Origin of the sequence: Altererythrobacter sp. B11, assembly GCF_003569745.1 — a bacterium.
Lineage (GTDB): Bacteria > Pseudomonadota > Alphaproteobacteria > Sphingomonadales > Sphingomonadaceae > Croceibacterium_C.
This window is the reverse complement of sequence record NZ_AP018498.1, coordinates 1,427,309-1,448,751: the sequence shown is the minus strand read 5'-3', so window position 1 is coordinate 1,448,751 and position 21,443 is coordinate 1,427,309. Positions and strand designations below refer to the sequence as shown.

Annotated in this window: 21 protein-coding genes; 12 read left to right on the top strand and 9 right to left on the bottom strand. The window is 67.3% G+C overall.

The window, feature by feature from the left end:
* Nucleotides 1-17 precede the first annotated feature (17 nt).
* The 5 genes from AEB_RS06885 to AEB_RS06865 form a co-directional block, all read right to left on the bottom strand.
* Nucleotides 18-833, bottom strand: coding sequence for a transglutaminase family protein (locus AEB_RS06885; RefSeq protein ID WP_119082521.1), 816 nt, complete (start codon nucleotides 831-833; stop codon nucleotides 18-20).
* A gap of 17 nt (nucleotides 834-850) precedes the next feature.
* Nucleotides 851-1,798, bottom strand: coding sequence for an alpha-E domain-containing protein (locus AEB_RS06880; protein ID WP_119082520.1), 948 nt, complete (start codon nucleotides 1,796-1,798; stop codon nucleotides 851-853).
* Nucleotides 1,799-1,814: 16 nt separating this feature from the next.
* Nucleotides 1,815-3,245: a circularly permuted type 2 ATP-grasp protein gene (locus AEB_RS06875; RefSeq protein WP_119082519.1), complete on the bottom strand. Its 1,431-nt coding sequence runs from the start codon at nucleotides 3,243-3,245 to the stop codon at nucleotides 1,815-1,817.
* 68 nt (nucleotides 3,246-3,313) lie between these two features.
* Entirely contained in the window at nucleotides 3,314-4,108 is a 795-nt protein-coding gene (locus AEB_RS06870) for an esterase/lipase family protein (protein ID WP_119082518.1), read from the bottom strand.
* A 92-nt stretch (nucleotides 4,109-4,200) separates the two neighbouring features.
* Nucleotides 4,201-4,749 carry a DUF3617 domain-containing protein gene (locus AEB_RS06865; protein WP_119082517.1) on the bottom strand — a complete coding sequence of 183 codons (549 nt, stop codon included), beginning with the start codon at nucleotides 4,747-4,749 and terminating at the stop codon, nucleotides 4,201-4,203.
* A gap of 132 nt (nucleotides 4,750-4,881) precedes the next feature.
* Between AEB_RS06865 and uvrB the strand changes: the two genes are divergently transcribed.
* Entirely contained in the window at nucleotides 4,882-7,068 is a 2,187-nt protein-coding gene (gene uvrB, locus AEB_RS06860) for an excinuclease ABC subunit UvrB (RefSeq protein WP_119082516.1), read from the top strand.
* 43 nt (nucleotides 7,069-7,111) lie between these two features.
* Nucleotides 7,112-7,684 carry a hypothetical protein gene (locus AEB_RS06855; RefSeq protein WP_119082515.1) on the top strand — a complete coding sequence of 191 codons (573 nt, stop codon included), beginning with the start codon at nucleotides 7,112-7,114 and terminating at the stop codon, nucleotides 7,682-7,684.
* A 1-nt stretch (nucleotide 7,685) separates the two neighbouring features.
* Here AEB_RS06855 and AEB_RS06850 read toward each other — a convergent pair whose 3' ends face one another.
* Nucleotides 7,686-9,734 (bottom strand): protein-disulfide reductase DsbD family protein, encoded by a 2,049-nt coding sequence (locus AEB_RS06850; RefSeq protein ID WP_231958947.1) that lies wholly within the window; start codon nucleotides 9,732-9,734, stop codon nucleotides 7,686-7,688.
* Between the two features lie 40 nt (nucleotides 9,735-9,774).
* Between AEB_RS06850 and AEB_RS06845 the strand changes: the two genes are divergently transcribed.
* Nucleotides 9,775-10,989 (top strand): FAD-dependent monooxygenase, encoded by a 1,215-nt coding sequence (locus AEB_RS06845; protein ID WP_119084508.1) that lies wholly within the window; start codon nucleotides 9,775-9,777, stop codon nucleotides 10,987-10,989.
* 15 nt (nucleotides 10,990-11,004) lie between these two features.
* On the opposite strand, the gene AEB_RS06840 is transcribed toward AEB_RS06845, so the two are convergent.
* From AEB_RS06840 to hemC, 3 genes are read right to left on the bottom strand one after another with little or no spacing between them, the layout of a single operon-like run.
* Complete coding sequence (locus tag AEB_RS06840) at nucleotides 11,005-11,928, bottom strand: hypothetical protein (protein WP_119082513.1); 924 nt, start codon at nucleotides 11,926-11,928, stop codon at nucleotides 11,005-11,007.
* Between the two features lie 58 nt (nucleotides 11,929-11,986).
* On the bottom strand, nucleotides 11,987-12,679 hold the full coding sequence (locus AEB_RS06835) for a uroporphyrinogen-III synthase (protein WP_119082512.1): 693 nt from the start codon (nucleotides 12,677-12,679) through the stop codon (nucleotides 11,987-11,989).
* On the bottom strand, nucleotides 12,676-13,602 hold the full coding sequence (gene hemC / locus AEB_RS06830) for a hydroxymethylbilane synthase (RefSeq protein ID WP_119082511.1): 927 nt from the start codon (nucleotides 13,600-13,602) through the stop codon (nucleotides 12,676-12,678). The genes AEB_RS06835 and hemC overlap by 4 nt, the downstream gene beginning before the upstream one ends.
* A gap of 46 nt (nucleotides 13,603-13,648) precedes the next feature.
* Between hemC and tsaD the strand changes: the two genes are divergently transcribed.
* The 9 genes from tsaD to AEB_RS18150 all read left to right on the top strand — a co-directional run bounded on the left by tsaD (nucleotide 13,649) and on the right by AEB_RS18150 (nucleotide 21,440).
* Nucleotides 13,649-14,686, top strand: a complete 1,038-nt coding sequence (gene tsaD, locus AEB_RS06825) for a tRNA (adenosine(37)-N6)-threonylcarbamoyltransferase complex transferase subunit TsaD (protein WP_119082510.1) — start codon at nucleotides 13,649-13,651, stop codon at nucleotides 14,684-14,686.
* Nucleotides 14,683-15,669, top strand: a complete 987-nt coding sequence (locus tag AEB_RS06820; RefSeq protein WP_119082509.1) for an NAD(P)H-dependent glycerol-3-phosphate dehydrogenase — start codon at nucleotides 14,683-14,685, stop codon at nucleotides 15,667-15,669. Before tsaD ends, AEB_RS06820 begins: the two co-directional genes overlap by 4 nt.
* Nucleotides 15,670-15,674: 5 nt before the next feature.
* On the top strand, nucleotides 15,675-17,222 hold the full coding sequence (locus AEB_RS06815) for a lipopolysaccharide biosynthesis protein (RefSeq protein ID WP_231958946.1): 1,548 nt from the start codon (nucleotides 15,675-15,677) through the stop codon (nucleotides 17,220-17,222).
* A 70-nt stretch (nucleotides 17,223-17,292) separates the two neighbouring features.
* Entirely contained in the window at nucleotides 17,293-18,039 is a 747-nt protein-coding gene (locus AEB_RS06810) for an OmpA family protein (protein WP_119082508.1), read from the top strand.
* 47 nt (nucleotides 18,040-18,086) lie between these two features.
* Entirely contained in the window at nucleotides 18,087-18,212 is a 126-nt protein-coding gene (locus AEB_RS18525; protein WP_269461556.1) for a hypothetical protein, read from the top strand.
* Nucleotides 18,205-18,780 carry a hypothetical protein gene (locus AEB_RS06805; protein ID WP_119082507.1) on the top strand — a complete coding sequence of 192 codons (576 nt, stop codon included), beginning with the start codon at nucleotides 18,205-18,207 and terminating at the stop codon, nucleotides 18,778-18,780. Before AEB_RS18525 ends, AEB_RS06805 begins: the two co-directional genes overlap by 8 nt.
* An 83-nt stretch (nucleotides 18,781-18,863) precedes the next feature.
* Nucleotides 18,864-19,259 (top strand): response regulator, encoded by a 396-nt coding sequence (locus tag AEB_RS06800; protein ID WP_119082506.1) that lies wholly within the window; start codon nucleotides 18,864-18,866, stop codon nucleotides 19,257-19,259.
* Between the two features lie 58 nt (nucleotides 19,260-19,317).
* A complete protein-coding gene (locus tag AEB_RS06795; protein WP_231958945.1) occupies nucleotides 19,318-20,502 on the top strand; it encodes an acyl-CoA dehydrogenase in 1,185 nt (394 codons plus the stop codon).
* Between the two features lie 137 nt (nucleotides 20,503-20,639).
* On the top strand, nucleotides 20,640-21,440 hold the full coding sequence (locus AEB_RS18150) for a hypothetical protein (protein WP_172593020.1): 801 nt from the start codon (nucleotides 20,640-20,642) through the stop codon (nucleotides 21,438-21,440).
* Nucleotides 21,441-21,443 lie beyond the last annotated feature (3 nt).

The window sequence follows — 21,443 nt, the reverse complement described above, 5'->3', positions numbered from 1 at the left end:
GTGTGACTCCAAGCGGGCTATTGTTCCACTGTTTGCTGCTGCACTGCAAGGTGGACGTGCAGCGCTTCGGCCACCGCGCCGAAGCTGATGCCGGTGATCGGCGCCGCATCGCGATAATCTCGCCCCGTCGCCACGCGGACATAGCGCGGATCGGGGCTGATGCCATTGGAGACGTCGAAGCCCACCCAGCCGAGCCCCTGCACAAAGGCTTCCGCCCAGGCGTGGGTCGCCTCTTGCTCCACGCGGTCGTCCATCATGAGATAGCCGCTTACATAGCGGGCCGGGATGTCCAGCGCGCGCGCGGCCGCGATGAAGATATGGGCATGGTCCTGGCAGACGCCGTGGCCCGCCATGAGAGCTTCCTCCACCCCCGTATCCACATCCGTGCGTCCGGTCTCATATTTCACCCGCTGGCGGATCGCGGCGGACAGGTTGTGGAGCGTGGGGACCATGCCCTCCTCGCTGCGCTCCACGCTGGCGATCAACTGCCGCAGGCGCGGCCCCGGCCGTGTAAGCGGGGTGCTGCCGAGGAAGGCCCACAGCGGCAGATGGCCCGAGTGGCGGCCAATTACCCCGGCGTGGTCCTGCGTATCGACCGTGCCGCGGCAGGTCACGACCACTTCGACGGCGCCCTCCTCCACCGAGATCAGCGAGACGTGATTGACGTTCTGATCTTCGTAGGAGAACTGCTCCCGCGCGCCCGAATATTCCATCCGCCAGTCCAGCACATGCTGGCCCTGCGTGTTCTTGGGCATCAGACGCAGCCGCTGCAGCCCGTGGCCCACCGGTTCGGCGAAGCGATAGGTGGTGGTGTGGCTGATGGCGAGGCGCATGGCTGTGTTTCCCTCTATCAGCTCACGAAACGGTATTGCTCGGCAATCGCATTCGCCACACCCCGGCTGGCGAGGATGAAATCGGTCAGGAACTGGTGCAGCCCCTGGTCGAAAATATCCTCTACCGTCTTGCCGTCGAGCCGGGCATCGGCCCGCCGCATAGCCTCGTCCGCCACGCCGACCTGGCCGCCATGCATCCGCGCCAGCTGCGACAGATTGTCGCGCATCTCGATGAGGCAGAAGGCCAGGCTGCGGGGAAAGCGATCGTCGAGGATCAGGAACTCCGCGATCGATCGCGCATCCATCCGCCCGGCATTGAGCCAGCTATAGGCCCTCTCGCCAGAGAGGGAGCGCAGCACATTGTCCCACTGGCTCGAGTCGAGCGCCGTGCCGACGTAGGAAAGCGAGGGCAGCAATAGGTAGTATTTCACATCGAGAATGCGCGCCGTATTGTCTGCCCGCTCCAGAAACGTGCCGGCGCGGGCGAAGGCATAGGTCTCGTTGCGTAGCATGGAACCATAGGTGGCGCCCCGCGCCAGCGTGGATTCGCGCCGGATCGTTGCCAGCACGGCGCCGAGATTGCTCTCCCGCACCGGGCGGGCGAGCATCTCGCTGAGCGTCATCCAGCCTTCGTTGACGGCCTCCCACACCTCTGCAGTGATGGCAGAGCGACAGGTGCGCGCGTTGGAGCGGGCCCGTTCCACCATCGACAGGACGCTTTGCGAATTGGCGCGCGAACGCAGCACGAAATCGCATACATGCGCGCCGGTGTAGTCCTCATGCGACTGCTTGTAGGCCTCATGCAGGCCCAATGTAGTGAGGACGGAACGCCACTCCTCGCTCGCGTCGTCCGGGCCCCTGGTCAGCGTCATCCTGTGGCCGGCGGCCAGGAGACGAGCGGTGTTCTCGGCCCGCTCCAGATAGCGGTACATCCAGAAGATGCCGTTCGCTGTCCGGCCTAGCAAGGAATGCGCCCCTTCATCAGTCGTCCAGAACCCAGCTGTCCTTGGTCCCGCCGCCCTGGCTGCTATTCACCACTAGCGAGCCCTTCTTGAGCGCCACGCGCGTGAGGCCGCCGGGGGTGATATCCACTCCATCGGGCGAGACGAGCACGAACGGCCGCAGGTCCACATGCCGCGGCGCCAGCCCCTTGCGGGTGAAGATCGGGCAGGTCGAAAGGGCGAGTGTGGGCTGGGCGATGTAATTGCCCGGCCGGGCGATCAGCTTCTGGCGAAACGCCTCGATCTCCTTGCGGGAAGAGGTCGGCCCGATCAGCATGCCATATCCGCCGGAACCGTGGACTTCCTTCACCACCAGCTCCGCCAGATTGTCGAGCACGTATTTCAGGCTGTCCGGATCGGCGCAGCGCCAGGTCTGCACATTGGCCAGCAGCGGCCGCTCGCCCGTGTAGAACTCCACGATCTCGGGCATGAAGGAATAGATCGCCTTGTCATCCGCCACGCCGGTGCCGGGGGCATTGGCGATGGTGATACCGCCGTTGCGATAGACGTCCATGATACCGGGCACGCCCAGGACGCTGCGCGGATTGAAGGTGAGCGGATCGAGGAAATCATCGTCCACCCGGCGATAGAGCACGTCGATCGGCTTGAACCCGCTGGTGGTGCGCATCTGCACGCGCCCGTCGATCACCCGAAGATCGCTGCCCTCTACCAGTTCGGCGCCCATCTGGTCTGCCAGGAAGGCATGTTCGAAATAGGCTGAATTGTAGATGCCCGGCGTCAGCACAGCCACGCGCGGATTGCCCCCCGCCCTGTCGGGCGCGCAGGCCGCCAGGCTCTTGCCCAGCCGCCGGGGATAGTTCGACACCGGCTGCACCTTGATGCGGCTGAACAGCTCCGGGAACATGGCCATCATGGTTTCCCGGTTTTCCAGCATGTAGCTGACACCGGATGGCGTGCGGGCATTATCTTCCAGCACCAGGAAATCATCGGGCCCGGTGCGCACCAGATCGATGCCGACGATATGGGTATATACGCCGCCGGGCGGGGTGAACCCCACCATCTGCGGCAGCCACGCCTCGTTATTGCGGAACAACCGCTCGGGCAGGCGGCCGGAGCGGATGATCTCCTGCCGATGATACAGATCGTGCATGAAGGCATTGAGCGCGCGCACGCGCTGTTCGATGCCGCGGGACAGGCGCCGCCATTCGCTGCCGGTGATGATCCGCGGCACCATGTCGAAGGGGATCAGCCGCTCCTCGGCATCCTCTTCCCCATAGACGTTGAAAGTGATGCCGGTGCGGCGAAAGAAGCTCTCCGCCTCAAAGCCCTTGCGGCGCATGCCGGCCGAATCCTGAGCGGTCAGCCATTCCTGATATTGGCGATAAGCCGGGCGGACCGTGCCATCCAGCTCATGCATTTCGTCAAACCGGGTGTCGTTAGAACCGCTCATGATCCCCTTTGTCGCAGCGCAACATGGCACGGTTAATGGCCGCCGCCAAGAGGTTGTTCACTGTCCGGTCAGAAGCGCTCGAGCTCCTCGAGGAGAACGGTGATCGCTTCGGTCGAGTTGGAAAAGCCCAAGTGGGTGCAGCGCAGGGGAATGGCGCGATCCCGTTCCCCCGGCCGGCCGCAGGCGCTGCGGGCAGAGACCACGCCGTCCCGCGGGCTCCACAGGGCCACGGTTTCCACGGGCGGCTTCAGCGCCAGTTGCGCCTCAATCGGCGGCTGCTCCACCGAATGCCCAGTCACGAGCTGGTATATCCGCCAGGCATTGTTGGCATAGGGCGTGCCCGAAAAGGGGGATCCCATGGTCACCACCTTGGCCACATGTTCAGGATGGCGCTTGGCGATCTCGCGCGCGAAAACACCCCCAAGGCTCCAGCCAATTAACACCACCTGCTGGCCATAACGCGCAGTGATCTGCTCCACCCGCTGAGACAGCGCGGCAAAGTTCTCTTCCGTCGGCCCGAGATTGAAGCCCAGCCCCCAGCGCTTCACCTTGTGCCCTGCCCGTTCGAGCTGGCAGGCCATGTAGCGCATGCGCATGGGATGCGTACCGAAGCCGGGCAGCAGCATGACCACGCGGGGATGCTCCGCCCGCGCCACCTCCATCGGCTCGCGAAACTGGCGCATCAGCGGCTCGGCCAGCCAGGCCAGTTCGCTCCAAAGCAGGCGGCGGTCCGGACCTTGCGCGCCCTGCGGTGCGCGATCGCGCAGCAGTTCAAGCCGGCGTGCCACCGCGCCGCGGATCGTAGTGTCAGCCTCGTTCCGCCGGAAAGATCCTGCATTGGCCGAGAGATTCGTTACGCTCATTCGTCACACTGTAACAGAACTGCCTTGTATTCGCATGAACGGATGAGCGGCGGAAAGGTTTAGGACTTATTCGGTCACTGTACCCGTCGCGATCAGGTGCATTCGCCCACCCTGCGGGAGTTCACCTTGACCTTCATGTGCACAGAACCGAGCCGGGGCACGGCCTGGTCCATGTCCATGATCATTTCTGAAGTGGTCGCTGTCATGGTGCCGGCCATTTTCACGTCCCCCTTCGAGCCGTCGGGCGCCGTACAGCTCATGTCTGTATCCACCGTTCCGCCGGCAACGTCGAACTTGCGGATCGTGCAGTCATTTTCGGCCAGGTTCTTCACCATCTGCTCCGGCCCGTTCTCAGCCTCTTCCGGTGTAAGGCAGAAGCTGTTGCCCTGCGCGAAACCGCTTTCCACCGCATCGCGCGCCACCTTCTTCATATTCTCTGGCAGGCCCGCCGAATCAAACTCCAGCAGCTCCAGATTCGTCTGATACTGGCCCGGCGTCGGCTTGATCGCGCCCGAGGCGGCGGCCTGCGCCTGCTCCACGGAAACGCTGCCGTCCCCCTCGGTTGCTTCTTCTTCCGCACTGCCACCGCAGGCGGAAAGTGCAATCGCGATGACGAGCGGCGAAAACTGGGCAAGGCGCATGGATCATCCCCCGTTGCGGCGTGGCTGCAGGTCGCCGACGCCGGACTGCCGATGTTACCAACGGGCGGTGATGCTGCCAATCCGGCAACGGCGGCGATTGCACCCCGCCGCGCCCGCGCCCATATTCCGCCCATGGCCGAACTCGTAATCCGCCGAGGACTGGAAGAACCCGATACCTCCGGCAATTTCACCCCGCACAAGCCCGCCCGCCCCGAAAAGAGCGATGGAGGCAAGCCCTTCAAGCTCGTTTCGGAATATGAGCCGAGCGGCGACCAGCCCACCGCAATCCGCGAATTGGTGGACGCTGCGAAGGAGGGCGAGAAAACGCAGGTGCTGCTGGGGGTGACGGGCAGCGGCAAGACCTTCACCATGGCGAAGGTGATCGAAAGCCTGCAGCGTCCGGCATTGGTACTGGCGCCCAACAAGATCCTGGCCGCGCAGCTCTATGGCGAATTCAGCAGCTTCTTCCCCGAGAACGCCGTCGAGTATTTCGTCAGCTACTACGACTACTACCAGCCGGAGGCCTATGTCCCCCGTTCCGACACCTATATCGAGAAGGAAAGCTCGGTAAACGAGGCGATCGACCGGATGCGCCATTCGGCCACCCGCGCCTTGCTGGAGCGGGATGACGTGATCATCGTTGCGTCCGTTTCCTGCCTTTACGGTATCGGCTCGGTCGAAACCTATTCGGCCATGATTTTCGACATCAAGAAGGGCGAGACGGCTGATCAGCGCGAGCTGATCCGCAAGCTGGTAGCACTGCAATACAAGCGCAACGATGCAGCCTTCGCCCGCGGCGCGTTCCGCGTGCGCGGCGATAATCTGGAGATATTCCCCAGCCATTACGAGGACATGGCCTGGCGGATCAGCTTCTTCGGGGACGAGATCGAAGAAATCAGCGAGTTCGATCCGCTGACGGGCACCAAGGGTGCCAGCCTGGACAAGGTGCGCGTCTATGCCAATTCGCACTATGTGACGCCCGGCCCGACCATGAAGCAGGCCGCAGAAGCTATCCGCTTCGAATTGCAGGAACGGCTGAAGGAGCTGCATGCCGAAGGGCGGCTGCTGGAGGCGCAGCGGCTGGAACAGCGCACCAATTTCGACCTGGAGATGATCGCAGCCACGGGTAGCTGCGCGGGCATCGAGAACTACAGCCGCTTCCTCACGGGGCGGCTGCCGGGGGAGCCGCCGCCGACGCTGTTCGAATATCTGCCGGACAACGCCCTGCTTTTCGTGGATGAAAGCCACCAGACGGTGCCGCAGATCGGCGCGATGGCGCGCGGGGACCACCGTCGCAAGCTGACGCTGGCGGAATACGGCTTTCGCCTGCCCAGCTGCATCGACAACCGGCCGCTGCGCTTCAACGAATGGGACGCGATGCGCCCGCAAACATTTGCCGTTTCTGCCACGCCGGGCTCGTGGGAGATGGAGCAGACCGGCGGTGTGTTCGCCGAACAGGTGATCCGTCCCACCGGCCTCATCGATCCGCCGGTGGATATCCGCCCGGTGGAAGACCAGGTGCAGGACTGCATCGCTGAGTGCAAGGCGGCGGCCGCCAAGGGCTATCGCACACTGGTGACCACGCTTACCAAGCGGATGGCCGAAGACCTGACGGAGTTCATGCACGAACAAGGCGTGCGCGTTCGCTACATGCATTCCGATGTGGAAACGCTGGAGCGCATCGAGCTGATCCGCGACCTGCGCCTGGGCGTCTATGACGTGCTGATCGGCATCAACCTGCTGCGCGAGGGGCTGGATATTCCCGAATGCGGGCTCGTCTGCATTCTCGATGCCGACAAGGAAGGCTTCCTGCGCAGCGAGACCAGCCTGATCCAGACGATCGGCCGCGCCGCCCGCAATGTGGACGGCCGGGTGATCCTTTATGCCGACCGTATCACCGGCAGCATGGAACGCGCCATGGCGGAGACGGAGCGCCGCCGCGAAAAGCAGCGCGCCTATAATGCCGAACACGGCATCACGCCGCAGACCATCCGCCGCCAGATCGCCGACATCGTGGCGCATACCGCGGCGAAGGACGGGGTTACGGTGGATACGGGCGACGAGGAGGTGAACAATCTCGTCGGCCACAATCTGCGCAGCTATATCGAGGATCTGGAGAAGCGGATGCGTGCCGCCGCCGCCGATCTCGAGTTCGAGGAAGCAGGCCGGCTGCGCGACGAAATCCGCCGGCTGGAGAACGAGGAACTGGGCCTGCCCGATGGCGAGAAGAAAGCCCCGATGGTGGGCCGCAGCAACGAAGGGAAGCCGGGCACCCGCAAGACGCGCTATGGCAAGACCCAGCGGAAGTGGGGGAAGTAGACCCTCTGGTCGGCGCGCTCGTGGTTGATTATGGCCGCTGCATATGCGTCCGATTTTCCTCGCGATTCCGGTTACTTTCCTCGCCCTCTCCGCCTGCCGGGAGGAGGCCGCGGCACCGCTGCAGCCGGAGCGGATCTCGCTGGAGGATGCCCGGCACATCGCAGAAAATCCGCTGGCCTCGCCCAATGTGGATGGGGCGACATGGTCCGTCAGCCCGAACGGGCAGGCGATCCACTATGCGAAAACGGGCGAGGCACCCTTCCTCACGCTGGAATGCAACCTGCGTGCAACGCCACCGCAATTGCATGTCATACGCCACGTCACCGCGCGGCCGGGGGAGAAGGCGCTATTCCCGGTGATCGGCAATGGCATGATCTCCCGCTTCAAGCTGGACGCCACGCTGGCGGATGGCGAATGGCGCTGGGAAGGGGCAGAGCCCGCCGCCGATCCGCAACTCGACGTGTTCACCGGCGCGCGGGAGCTGGAAGCGACGCTGCCCGGCGGCGGTACGCTGGCGATTGCCGGCAGCCGCATCCCGGGCGAATTCGTCCGGTGGTGCCGGGCCGGCGGGCGGGTACAGCAGGCCGAAGCAGCGGAGCAGAAGCCCGAAGGCTAGCTCAGCCGCCGGTGGTGGCGAGAGCGGTGAGGCTGTCGGGCGTGAGCACCTGGGGCAGCACCTCCCCTTCCTTCCCCGCGGGATACCAAAGATAGAGCGGAACGCCCGCCGCGCCATGCGCGGTGAGGAAGCGGGTGATCTCCGGATCGCGACGGGTCCAGTCGCCCCGCATCGCCACCACGCCCGCCTTCTCGAAGGCGGTGCGGGTCGCCTCGCGTTCTATGGCGACATTTTCGTTGACCTTGCAGGTCAGGCACCAGTCAGCGGTGAACCACAGGAACACGGGCTTTCCGGAAGCGCGCGCCTCGGCCAGCGCGGCGTCGCTGTAGGGCCGCGCGGCGAGGACGCCCTCATCCCCGTTTGCCGCCGGCGGGGCATAAGCCTGCGGCAGCAGCAGCAGCCCGACGGCCGCGACGGCCAGCGCGGCGAACACCGGACCCCGCGCACCGCGGCGCAGCCCCACGAGCAATACCAGCAGCGCCGCCGCCATGCCGAGGCCCAGCGCCGCATAGAGCGGCCCCGCCAGCCGCCAGAGCAGCCACAGCAGCGCCAGCGCCGTCAGCCCCATGGGAATCGCCATGATGCGGCGGAAGGTTTCCATCCACCGGCCGGGCCGGGGCAGGATGCGGCGGAAGGCGGGGATAAAGCCGAGCAGCAGGAAGGGCAGCGCCAGCCCCAGCCCCATGGCGGCAAACAGCAGCAGCGCCTGCCACCACGGCAGCAGCAACGCCGCGCCGAGTGCCGCCGCCATGAACGGTCCGGTGCACGGCGTGGCCACGAAAGCCGCCAGCAAGCCGGTGGCAAAGGCGCTGGATCGCCCGCCCGCCCGGGTGAAGGATAGCGAGGGCAGTTCATAGAGCCCGGCAAAGTTGGCGGCGATCGCCACCGCCAACACCAGCAGGGCCAGCACCACGCCGGGCTGTTGCAGCTGGAAGGCCCAGCCGATCTCGCTGCCCGCCGCCCGCAGTGCCAGCAGCAGCCCGCCGAGGGCGAGACAGGCAAGGATCACCCCGGCCGAATAGGCGGCCCCTTCGCGCCGCGCCCCGGCCGCGCTCTCGCCGGCACGGGCCAGCGTCATCGCCTTGAGGCTGAGGATCGGAAACACGCAGGGCATGAGGTTGAGCACCAGCCCGCCCAGCAGCGCACCGCCCAGCAGCACCCACAGCGGTGCGAGCGACGGGGCGGAATTGCTGGTGGCAACCAGCGTGCCGCCCGCCGGCACATCGCCCGGCACGGCGACGAAACGCAGCCCATCACGCTCCGCATCCAGCTTGAGGATGCCGGTGATCTTCTCCGCCCCCTCTGCCAGCCCCTTGCGCTTCAGCTGCACGACCAGCAGATCGCCATCGCGATAGAAGACCTGCGGCGCGGCATAGTCCACCAGCTGCGTTTCGCCGATGAACACATGCGGATCGACAAGGTCGAGGCTGGCGGGAAGCGGAATGGCGATGCCCACCGTGTCCTTGCCGATGGTGAAGCTGGCTTCGCTGTCCAGCAGCGGCGGCAGGTCGATCCGCCACTGTTCGAACCGCGGATCGCGGGGCGCATCCGCCGCCACCGGCACGCGCAGCGTCAGCACCGCGCTTTCGGGCACGCAGATTTCTTCCGTGCAGGCCAGCCAATCCGCCTTCAATTCGATCGGCTGCGGCCCGGAGAGGCGCGCATCCTGCGGCACCGAGACCGGCACCAGCACGGCATAATCGCCTTCATAGACGTGGTTCATCAGATCGTTGACCACCAGCGTCTGCGGCACGGGATAATCGGGTTCGCCGGCGCTCCAGCCTCCGGGCAGGTTCCACGCCAGTTCCATCCCGTATCCGGCATCGCCCGGGTTCGACCAGTATCCGTGCCAGCCTTGCTGCGGCGTGAAATGGATCGCCAGCCACAGCGTCTCCCCGCGCCGGGCCGCCCCATCGGCCACCAGTTCGGCCGCAATGTGATTGCCTTTCGCGGGGACGGGTGCGGCAAGCTGCGCCGCCGCCGGAACCGCCGTCAAAGAGGCCAGCATGGCTGCCAGCAGGGCGATCAGCCAGGGGGGAAGGTGGATCATGCTTGCGCGCATCGTGCCGCACGATCTAGGGCTGGCGGCCATGGCGAACAAGCGCGATCTCCTCATCCTCGGTGGCGGCCTCGTGGGCATGACCATGGCACTGGCCGCGGCGCGCAAGGGCCTGACCAGCCACGTGGTGGACATGGCCGATCCGGCCGCCCTTACGGCGGAAGGGTTCGACGGACGCGCCAGCGCCATCTCCACCGCCAGCTGGAACCTGTTCACCAATATCGGCCTGGGCGAACAACTGGCGCCCTTCGGCTGCCCGATCGACTCGATCGCGGTGACCGACGGGATGAAGCCCGGCCGGCTGGATTTCCGGCCCGAGCCGCATGAAGGCTCCCTGGGATTCATGTTCTCCAACCTCAGCCTACGCAAGGCGCTGTTCGCCGCCGCGGCAGAGGAAGAGCGGATCGCCTGGCACGCCCCCGCACAGGTGCAGACGCGGGAGCGCGGCGCCCACGGCGTGGCGGCGACGCTGGCGGACGGGAGCCGGCTGGAAGCGCGACTGATGATCGCTGCCGAGGGCCGCCGCTCCCCCACGCGCGACGAAGCCGGTCTGGCGCTGGCGCGGTGGGACTATCACCACCGGGCCATGATCGTCGGGCTGGACCACGAAAAACCGCATGGCAATGTCGCTTGGGAAATCTTCTATCCTGCCGGTCCCTTCGCCCTGCTGCCGATGCTGGACGGGCCGGAAGGGCAGCATCGCAGCGCATTGGTGTGGACGGTGGCGGAAAAGGATGCCGCCGGCGTGCTGGCGCTGAGCGAGCGGGCCTTCCTGCATGAGGTCGAAAGCCGGATGCACGGCGTGCTGGGCGCGGTGCAGCTGAACAGCCCGCGCTCGTCCTATCCGCTCAGCTTCCAGCATACCGCCCGCATCGTGGCGGAGCGGCTGGCGCTGGTGGGCGATGCCGCCCATGGCATGCATCCGATCGCCGGACAGGGCCTCAACCTTGGCCTGCGCGATGTGGGAGCGCTGGTACAGGTGCTGACCGACGGTATGCGCCTGGGGTTGGACATCGGCGATGCGCAAGTGCTGAAGCGCTACGAACGCTGGCGCGGGCTGGATTCGCTCGCCGTGATGTCCGCCACCGATGCGCTGACACGGCTGTTCGGCATTCCCGGCCGCCTGCCCAGCGCGATCCGCCGGCTGGGCATGGGGGCGGTGCAGCGCACCCCCGCCCTGAAGCGCTGGTTCATGGACGAGGCACGGGGCGTATCGGGCGAGCTGCCGGAGTTGCTGCGCGGCTGAACCGCGCCGCCAGCCTCAATTGCCGCTTACGGCGGGGCTCGGCTGCTCCACCGCGTTGCCCGATCCATCGCGGAGCTCGCGCGGTTCGAGAATGGCGGTGGTTTCCAGCAGTTCCAGCGCGCGCTGGGCCGCCGCATAGCGTTTCGCATCGGCAATCCAGCCTGCCGCGCGGGCGGCGTTGGGCAAATGCTGCACTTCGGCCACGGCGGCTTCGGTCCGCCCGCTCTGCAGGAACATGCGCGCCCGCTCCAGCCGGTTCTCCGCGGCGGGGGACGGCGTATCCTCGCTGCGGATCACGAACAGTTCGGCAAATTCGCGGGAGATCCAGTCCAGCGCGCCTTCCTTGGCGGGCACCTGCCCCAGCACGGGGGCAAGCCCGTCCAGCCGGGCAAGCAGCTGGTCCAGCGTCACCGGGTTTTGCGCGGCTTCGATCACCGTGCGCACCGAATTGGGCCGCGCGTCGCCGAAGCGCAGCCGCAGCTGATCCGCCAGATAGCCCAGCGGCGCACCGCGTTCGATCGCACGGCGGGTAGCGAAGGCGATCAACAGGCCTTCCGCCCGCGCGGCATTTCCGGCGGCGGCCTGCGCTTGCAGATCGAGCCGGGTAAGCCGCTGCTCCATCGCGGCCACGCGCTGTTCGATGCCGCCCTGCTGCTCCGCCACGCGCTGCACGCGCGCGGCCGAAGCCATGGCTTCAGTGGCGGCGGACTGCGGCGTCTGTTCCGCGCCCGGCATCGCCTGGCTTTGGGAAGCGGTGGGCGCGGGCGCCGCGTCTTCCTTCAAGTCGAAGATACCGGTGGGGCGCATGGCCCCCGTACCGAGGAAATACACGGCCAGCGCCCCGCCAAGGATAAACGCCACCAGCCCGACCCCCAGGATCGTGCGCAGTTGCGTGTGGCGGCGCGTTTCCGCCTCAGGGGTGGAAGTGGTCCAGTCCATCCGTTTCCTTTGCGACCCTGGCAAAAGTGCCCGCGGTTCAGCCGCAGCGCGCTTCGTCTCAGAACTGCCCCGGTTCATGGCACATCTGATGTGCCAAAGCCAACAATGCCGATTCCTTCGGCTCAGGAGCAGTTTGCGCCTTGCCCCATCCTGAACCGGCTGCCTGCAGGATGCGCGGGCCGAGGGCTGCCAGCGCCACAGAGCTACGCGAAACCGCGGCGCGGTCGCACTCCGTGGCGAAGTGGCGTGCGGCCGCGGCCGAATGCAGCAGCACCAGCGCCCCGCGCCGCAGACGCTCCGCCAGAGCGAGCGGCAGCGGCAGGGCAACGCTTTCATAGGCGATGCGCGTTTCCATGCCGACGCCGGCGGGTGGCTGCAGCGTAACATGCTCCGCCCCCGCCACGCGCAGCAGCCGCAGCGGCGGCGCGATCCCGGCGAGCACCGTCTGCAGCCCGCCATGGCCCAGCGCAGCGATCGGGAAGCCGGCCGACTGCGCGGCCGCCGCCGTCGTTTCCCCCACGGCGTAGACGGGTTTGGCGCGATAGGCCGCCAGCGCAGCGCTGCCGTGGCGGATGGCGTTGGCGCTGCCCAGCAGCAGCGCGTCTACCTGTTCGGCAGGCGGACCAGACCAGGGCAGCGGGCGGATTTCGAACAGCGGGCAGCCGGTGATCGCCAGCCCCGCAGCCTCCCCCGCCTCCACCGTGGCCGTGCAGCCGGGTTCGGGCCGGATGGCAATAATCGGCCGGCTCATGCCGCTCCGCTGAAATGGGCGGCGATACCGGGGCTGGCGCGGGCGAGAAGATCGGCGGCCAGCCGCGCCGGCGCCTCCGTGTCGCCCGCGGCAAAGCGCGCCTCGCCCGTCACCCGCTCCGCCCCGTCAGGGCTGAACAGCGCGGCGTGCATCGCCAGCATCCCTTCGGAAAAGTCACAGAGTACGGCGATCGGGCTGTGGCAGCTGCCCCCCAGCCCGGCCAGCAGCGCCCGTTCGGCCATGACTTCTGCCCGGCTCGGCCCGTGGTCCAGCGGGGCCAGCCATTCGCGTGTGCGCGCATCGTCCGTGCGGCATTCCAGCGCGATGGCTGCCTGCGCGCAGGCGGGGAGCCATTCGGCAGGGTCGAGCCGGTGGCCGACATCCTCCTGCCCGAGCCGGGCGAGGCCGGCGGCGGCGAGGAAGGTAGCGTCCGCTTCGCCCGCGGCGAGCTTCGCCATCCTTGTGGCGACATTGCCGCGAAAGGTCACGACGGTGCAATCGGGCCGGGCGTGCAGCGCCTGCGCCGCGCGGCGCGGCGCGCTGGTGCCCACCACGGCGCCCCGCGGCAAGGCAGCCAGGCTGGCGGCGCCCAGCAACCGGTCCGCCTTGTCCTCGCGCGGGAGGATTGCAGCGAGGGTGAATTGCGGCGGGCGGATCGTCTCCACATCCTTCAGCGAATGGACGGCGGCGTCGATTCGCCCCTCCTCCAGCCACTGGTCCAACTCGCGCGTCCACAGCGCCTTGCCGCCGATCTCGGCCAGGGGGCGGTCCTGCACCTTGTCGCCGCTCGCCACCACAGGCACGAGTTCAACCGCATTGGCGTCCCATCCATGGGCGTGGCACAGCCGCGCGCGGGCTTCTTCCGCCTGCGCCATCGCCAGCGGAGAGCGGCGGGTTCCGAGTTTCAGGATCGTGTCGGTCATCGCGTTTGCTTGCCCTAATCACCATTTGCGTCCAGTGGAACCCGGGATGAGGACGGTGCTAGGTATCGAAAGCAGCTGCGACGAAACCGCGGCGGCGCTGGTTACCGATGACCGGCGCATCGTCGCGCAGGCGATCGCGTCGCAGGAAGAGGCGCACGCCCCCTATGGCGGCGTGGTTCCGGAGATCGCCGCCCGCGCCCATGCCGAACGGCTGGCGCCGCTGATCGGCAAGGTGCTGGCGGAAGCGGGCATGACGCTGGAAGATTGCGATGCGGTGGCTGCCACGGCCGGCCCTGGACTGATCGGCGGGGTGATGGTCGGCCTCGTTACCGCCAAGGCGCTGGCGATGGCGGGGGACAAGCCGCTGCTGGCAATCAACCATCTGGAAGGCCACGCGCTCAGCCCCCGTCTGGCCGATGCGGCGCTGGACTATCCCTATGCCCTGCTGCTTGTGTCCGGCGGCCACTGCCAAGTGCTGCGGGTGGAAGGCGTAGGCCGCTATCGCCGGCTCGCCACCACGATCGACGATGCGCTGGGCGAAGCCTTCGACAAGACGGCCAAGATCCTCGGCCTGCCCTATCCCGGCGGACCGGCGGTGGAGCGGCTGGCAGCGGAAGGCGACGCCGCGGCCGTGCCGCTGCCGCGCCCGTTGCTGGGCAGCGCAGAACCGCATTTCTCCTTCGCCGGCCTCAAGAGCGCCGTGCTGCGCGCGCAGGACAGCGGGCGCTATCGGCGCGAGGACATTGCCGCCAGCTTCCAGCAGGCGGCGGTGGATTGCATTCTCGATCGCACCGGCCGCGCGCTGGAGCACATGGGCCCGGTCAGCGCGCTGGTGGTGGCCGGCGGCGTCGCCGCCAATCGCAGCGTGCGCGGCGCACTGGAAGGCCTTGCCGAGCGCCACGGCCTGCGCTTCACCGCCCCGCCCCTGCCGCTCTGCACCGACAATGCGGCGATGATCGCCTGGGCCGGCATAGAACGGCTGCAGGCGGGCATGGCGGGCGACCCGCTCGACATTTCCGCCCGCCCCCGCTGGCCGCTCGATCCCGCGGCCGAGCCGGTGCGCGGCGCGGGAGTGAAGGGATGAGGGTCCCGACGATAGGCGTGGTGGGCGCGGGCGCCTGGGGCACTGCGCTGGCGCAGATGCTCGCCAGCGACGGGCGCGAGGTGCTGCTGTGGGCGCGCGAAGCGGAACTGGCGGCGGAGATTAACGCCACCCACCGCAATACCACCTACCTACCCTCTGCCCAGCTGGAGCCGGGCGTTCGCGCCACCGCCGATCTCGCCGAGGCCGCCACCTGCGACGTTCTGCTGCTCGTCACCCCGGCGCAGCATCTGGGCACGGTCCTGCGCACGATGCCCGCCTATCCGCGCGATCTGGTGCTCTGCGCCAAAGGGATCGAGGCTGGCAGCGGCCGCATGATGCACGAGGTCGCCGCCGACATCGCACCCGCAAGCCAAGTCGCCGTGCTGTCCGGCCCGACCTTCGCGCATGAAGTGGCGGCCGGCCTCCCCACCGCCGTCACCCTCGCCTGCGGCGGCGGTAGATCGCAGTGGGAGCGGCTGTCCGCCGCTATCGCGCGGCAGAACTTCCGCCCCTATTTCAGCGAGGATCTGGCCGGCGCCGAAATCGGCGGCGCCGTGAAGAACGTGCTCGCCATCGCCTGCGGCGTGGTCGACGGGCTCAACCTCGGCCAGAATGCGCGGGCGGCGCTGATTGCGCGCGGCTATGCCGAGATGATGCGCTTCGGCGATGCGATGGGTGCGCAGCGCGAGACGCTCGCGGGCCTGTGCGGCCTGGGAGATCTGGTGCTCACCTGCTCCTCCACCTCCAGCCGCAATTTCTCGCTCGGCAAGGCGCTTGGCCAGGGAGAGGATCCGGCGACGCTGATGCAGGATCGGCGCACCGTGGCCGAAGGCGCCTTCACCGCGCCGGTGCTGGCCGAGCTGGCGGGGAAGCACGGCATTTCCATGCCGATCGTCGATGCCGTGGACCGGCTGCTGCGCGGAGCGCCGGCGGCCGAAGTGGCACTGGCCCTGCTCGCCCGCCCGCTCAAGGCGGAAGGCTAGGCCACTTGGCCGAACCCACCGCAACGGGCGAACCACAGGGCGGCGATCTGGCCGCGCTGGCGAAGGGCGGGCGCACCAATCTGGTGGGCTTCCTGCTGCGCCTTGCTGCGCGCATGCCGTTCCTGTTCATCGCCGGCCGGCTGTACGGCGCGGCGACGCTGGGCCGCTTCGCCTCAGCCCTCGTAATCGTCGAATTGGTCGCCATGCTGTGCACCATGGGCGAAAAGCGCGGGCTGGCGCAGCGCCTGTCCGATCGGGAAGACCGGGAAAACCATGCGCATCTGGTGAGCGACGGGCTGGTGCTTGCGCTCATCGCAGGATCGCTCTGCGCACTGGCGCTGTGGCTGTTCCCCTATCCCATGTTCCCCAGCGGCATTCACGACGAGATCGACCGGCTCATCGTGCTTTCCATCCCCGCGCTCGCCATCACCGAAATCCTGCTGGCCGCGCAGGCCTATCGCTTCGATATCGCCGCCACCGTCCGGGCACGCGCCGTGGTGGAGCCATGGACGATCTCGATCATGGCCGGGGCGATGTATCTGGTGGATCGGGAAAGCGGGCTTTCGCTTGCCTATATCGTCTCGATTTATGCCGCCCTGCTCACGGCGGCGATCCCCTATCTGCGCAGCTATGGCATCCCAAGCGGATGGCGCCCTTCGGCGAGGCGGATGCGCGAGATCACCATGCGCGGCCTGCCGCTGGCGGGGGCCGACGCCATCGAATGGGGCACGCGGCGGCTGGACATCTTCATCCTCGGCCTGTTCGCCGCCCCCAGCGCGGTGGGCGTGTATTACGTAGCGCAGCAGGTCGCCAGCCTGCCGCAGAAGCTGAAGACCAGCTTCGAGCCGATCCTCGGCCCGGTGATCACCCGCAAGCTGAAGGAGAAGGACTATACCTCCATCGCCCGGCAGGTATGCCAGGTGGGCTTCTGGATCACTGCGGCGCAAGCGGGCGTGGCGCTGGCGCTGGGTATTCCCGGCGAAGCCGTGATGGGGCTTGTGGGGCCGAACTTCGTGGGCGGCACTGGCGCACTTGCCTTCCTTCTCGCGGCGGAGGTGGTGGCGGCCACCGCCGTGGTTTCCGAAGCCGCGCTGATCTATGTCGCCCGGCTGCGCAACCTGTGGGTGTCGGTGGGGACTATCGTGCTGCAGGGGCTGTTGACCGTGGGCGCCATGCTGCTGGTCGATCGGCTGGACCTCAACGAATACTACCGGGCTGCAGCGGCCGCCGCCGCGCTGATGGTCGCCCTGGGCGTCGCTTCCGTGGTGAAGGCGGTGATGCTGGGCCGGATCCTGCAGGAGCGGGTGAACAACTGGCGCTGGGCGCTGATCTGGGCAGCCGCTGCGGCGGTGGTGGTCGGCCATCTCATGCTGCTGCTACCCGAATGGGCCGAACTCTCGCTGGGCGTCCCGGCGATCCTCGGGATCTACAGCTGGATCATCTGGACTCGCGGTTTCGGACCGGAAGACCGCGTGCTGTTCCGCCGCAAGATCACGGAGGACGATGTTGAGGCGGAAGCAGAGGAGATCGAGGAGCATTTCAACCGCCCCTGAACCGGGGCGCGCCGTATCTTTCGCGCATCGGCTGTTCCCTTCCTCGTCCAAATCGCTCTAGGAACGGCGCATGGCAATCCTGCGATCCCCCGCCTTTGCAATCGCTCTTGGCGCGCTTGCGACGATCCTGCTGGCGGTGGTCGCCGGGCAAACCAACGGCCCCGCAATGGCCGCACGCCTTTCCGCCCATGCGCAGCAGGTGATCGCCAGCCTCGGCGCAGCGCCGGTGCGTGCCGACTTTACCAGCGGCGGGCTGCCCAGCCGCCACCCGCTGCTGAGCGGCGGCGAGGATATGGACCGCGGGCGGCGTGCGAAACTCGCACGCGCGATCGCCGCCATCTCCGGCGTCGGCGGTATCCGCTGGGCCGATGGCAATACCTTGGCGGCCGATGCCGCCACCGCGCAGATCCATCCGCTGCATTGCCAAAACGACGTGGAGGCGCTGCTGCGCGCGCGGACGATCCGATTCGAGGAAAGCTCTGCCCGCATCGACGCTGCCAGCCGCGAACTGGTGGACGAGGTGGCCGCCGCGCTCCGCCCCTGCCTCGGCAGCATCATCGCCATCACTGGCCACACCGATTCCTCCGGGCCCGAACCCGGCAATCTCGCCCTCTCGGCCGATCGTGCCGAAGCCGTGCGCGAGGCGCTGATCGCACGCGGCATCCCCGCGGATGGCTTGCGGGTGCGCGGCGTGGGATCGCGCAATCCGGTGCCGGGGCTTGAACCGACCGACCCCGCAAATCGCAGGATCGAATTCTCCGTAATCGCTACGGAGCCGGTCGTCCCCACCCCTGTCGACACTCCCGGACCGGGCTGATCGCCAGCGCATTGCCAAATTGCAGGCCGGACCCCTAAGGAGCAGGCATGCCTATCACGGTGGAATTGATCGTGCTGATGCTGGTCGCCTATGTGGCGGGCCTGGCAATCGGCTGGGGACTGTGGGGCCGCGCTGAATCGGGCGAGGATATGGGGAGAGACGGAAATGGCTGAGCTGGTCCAGCAGAACTGGATTTTCCTGGTGCTGGCGCTGATCCTGGGCCTGATCGTGGCTTGGTGGGTCTTTGCCCGCAATCGCCGGACGCGTGTGACGCTGGAGCGATCGGCGGATGAGCCCACCGGCCCGGCTCGGCGCAATCAGGCGCTGATCGACGCGCCGCGCACGCCTCCCGCTCCGCTCCCGGCCGCTCCCAGCTCCGCGCCGCCCGCCCCTGCGCTCGATCCGGGTGACGAACTGCCGCCGGTCACCCCCGAAGGGCTCGGCGGGGTCGGTGCAGCCGTGGGTGCCGCCGCACGCCCTGTGCATGTGGAAAGCGACGCGGGCCAGGACGATCTCACGCGGATAAAGGGCGTGGGGCCGAAGCTCGCGCAGCAGCTTCATTCGCTGGGCATCACGCATTTTTCCCAGATCGCCCTGTGGGACGATGCGGAGATTGACCGCGTGGATGCGCAACTCGGCCGCTTTCAGGGGCGTATCCGGCGGGACAACTGGCCCGAGCAGGCGCGCCTCCTGACTGAGGGCGATACCGCCGCATACGAGGCTAAGTTCGGGAAACTGTGACACTTTGGGGAACCCATGGCCGACACGCCCCGTTTCCCCGGCAAGAATGTTGTTAGAGGCCCTGCGCCTCAGGAGTGTTACATATGGCCACCGCCGCTGTTTTGAGCGACCAGAGGCCCACCGTGCTTGTCGTCGAGGATGAGTTTATCATCGCCCTCGATCTGTCCGAGACCGTGAAGGATCTCGGCTATGAGCTGGAAGGGCCCTTCGCTGACAAGAAGAACGCATTTCTTGCCTTGGGCAAGGGTATGCCCGACTGCGCGATCCTGGACGTCTACACCAGCGATGGCGAAGTGTTTCCGCTGGCCGACGCATTGGCCCAGGCCGGGGTGCCGATCATCTTCCATTCCGGACATGTCAGCCCGGAAGAGATGCGCCAGCGCTATCCATCCGCGATTGCCTGCACCAAGCCGTGCCCGCCCGATCACATGATCGACATGCTGCAGCTGGCGCTGGAGCAAGGCCGCTCGCACCACTGACAGGACCGACATTGGCGATCCCTTCTACGCTCGCTAGAGTGGGCTAGAGGAGATTGTAATGACCGACATGGTCCCTTTTGACTGGGCTGACCCGCTGTCCATCGACGCGCTGTTGAGCGACGAGGAGCGGATGATTCGCGATGCGGCGCGTGGTTTTGCGCAGGATGTGCTGCAGCCGCGCGCAATCACGGCCTTCGACGAAGAGCTGGATGCGCCCGAGCTGTTTCCCTTGATGGGCCAGGCAGGCCTGCTGGGCGTGACGATCCCGGATGAATATGGCGGCGCGGGCGCCGGCTATGTCGCCTATGGTCTGGTGGCGCGGGAGATCGAACGGGTCGACTCCGGCTACCGCTCCATGGCATCCGTCCAGTCCAGCCTCGTGATGCACCCGATCCATGCTTACGGTTCGGATGAGCAGAAGGCGCGCTATCTGCCCGGACTGGCAGATGGATCGCTGATCGGCTGCTTCGGCCTGACCGAGCCCGATGCCGGTTCCGACCCGGGCTCGATGCGCAGCGTGGCGCGGGAGGATGGGGACGGATTCCGCCTTTCCGGCACCAAGACCTGGATCAGCAATTCCCCCTTCGCCGATCTGTTCGTGGTGTGGGCGAAGAGCGAGGCGCATGGCGGCAAGATCCGCGGATTCCTGCTTGAAAAGGGGATGAAAGGCCTCTCCGCGCCCAAGATCGAAGGCAAGCTTTCGCTGCGCGCGAGTACCACCGGCGAAATCGTGATGGACGATGTGAAGCTGCCGGCGGACGCTATCCTGCCCGGCGTTGAAGGCATCAAGGGCCCGTTCGGCTGCCTCAATCGCGCACGCTATGGCATTTCTTGGGGGAGCATGGGCGCAGCGGAATTCTGCTACGCGGCGGCGCGCACCTATGGCTTGGAACGCCGCCAGTTCGGCAAGCCCATCGCGGCGAACCAGCTGTTCCAGAAGAAGCTGGCCGATATGGCGACCGAGATCGCGCTGGGCCTGCAAGCCTCGCTACAGGTCGGCCGGCTGATGGACGAAGGGCGCTTCGCACCGGAGATGATCAGCCTGGTCAAGCGCAACAATGTGGGCAAGGCGCTGGATATCGCCCGCGCCGCGCGCGACATGCACGGCGGCAATGGCATCTCCGGCGAGTACCAGGTGATCCGCCACATGCTGAACCTGGAGACTGTGAACACCTATGAGGGCACGCATGATATCCATGCGCTGATCCTCGGCCGCGCGATTACCGGGATCCCCGCCTTCTGAACGGTCCACCCTGTTCGCCAGCGAAGGTTCATCTGGCGGGCTTTACGCGCGGGCCCCTGCCGCACTAAAGACCTTTCCAGCCGCCGCCGGCCTTGGGACGAACATCCCCGCGCCGCGGCAACCGCAGCCGAGGTTCCTTGTCCCAGCCGAGCAACGACCGGATCGGTGCCCTCGCAGAGCGGATGCGCGCCAGCTTCGGCGAGCGGGCGACGGCGATCGTCATCGCCTTGGCCCTGGAAGCGCTGCTGCTGCTGGTGCTGCTGACGCTGGGCCTTTCCAGCCCGCCCCAGCACCCCGCCGGCCCGGCGCTTACGACCTTCGACGCCAGCGAGAGCGAAGACCCGGCCGAGACGCCCGCCGAAGAGCAGCAGCAGCAACAGCCGCGCCCCACCCAGCCACAGAGCCAGCCGCGCGACACACCGCCGCCTCCCGTGGAGCCTTCCGCCCTGCCGCCGCAGCCGGCGCCGGCGGCCGCGCCCATTCTTTCCGTGCCGCGGGATTCGATGGTCTCGCTCGATATTTCCCGCATGCGCAACGAACCCGCCGGTCCACCCGCGCCCGCACAGCCGGCCTACGGCCCGGCCGATACCGGCGGTGGGTCGCCCGACACGCCGCGCGTGGGCACCGCGCCCAATGGAGAGCCGCTGTATGCCGCACGCTGGTATCGCGAGCCGAGCGACGACGAACTGGCCGGCTACCTCTCGACCGCCCGGCCGGGCTGGGGGCTGATCGCCTGCAAGACGGCGCCGGATTACCGGGTTGAGGATTGCGTGGCGCTGGGCGAGGAACCGCAGGGTTCGCAACTCGCCCGCGCGATCCTGGCCGCAGCCTGGCAGTTCAAGGTGCGCCCTCCCCGCCTGGGCGGGAAGGACATGATCGGCGAATGGGTGCGGATCCGCATCACCTACAGCCGCACGCAGTTTCGCGCCGGCAGCTAGGCG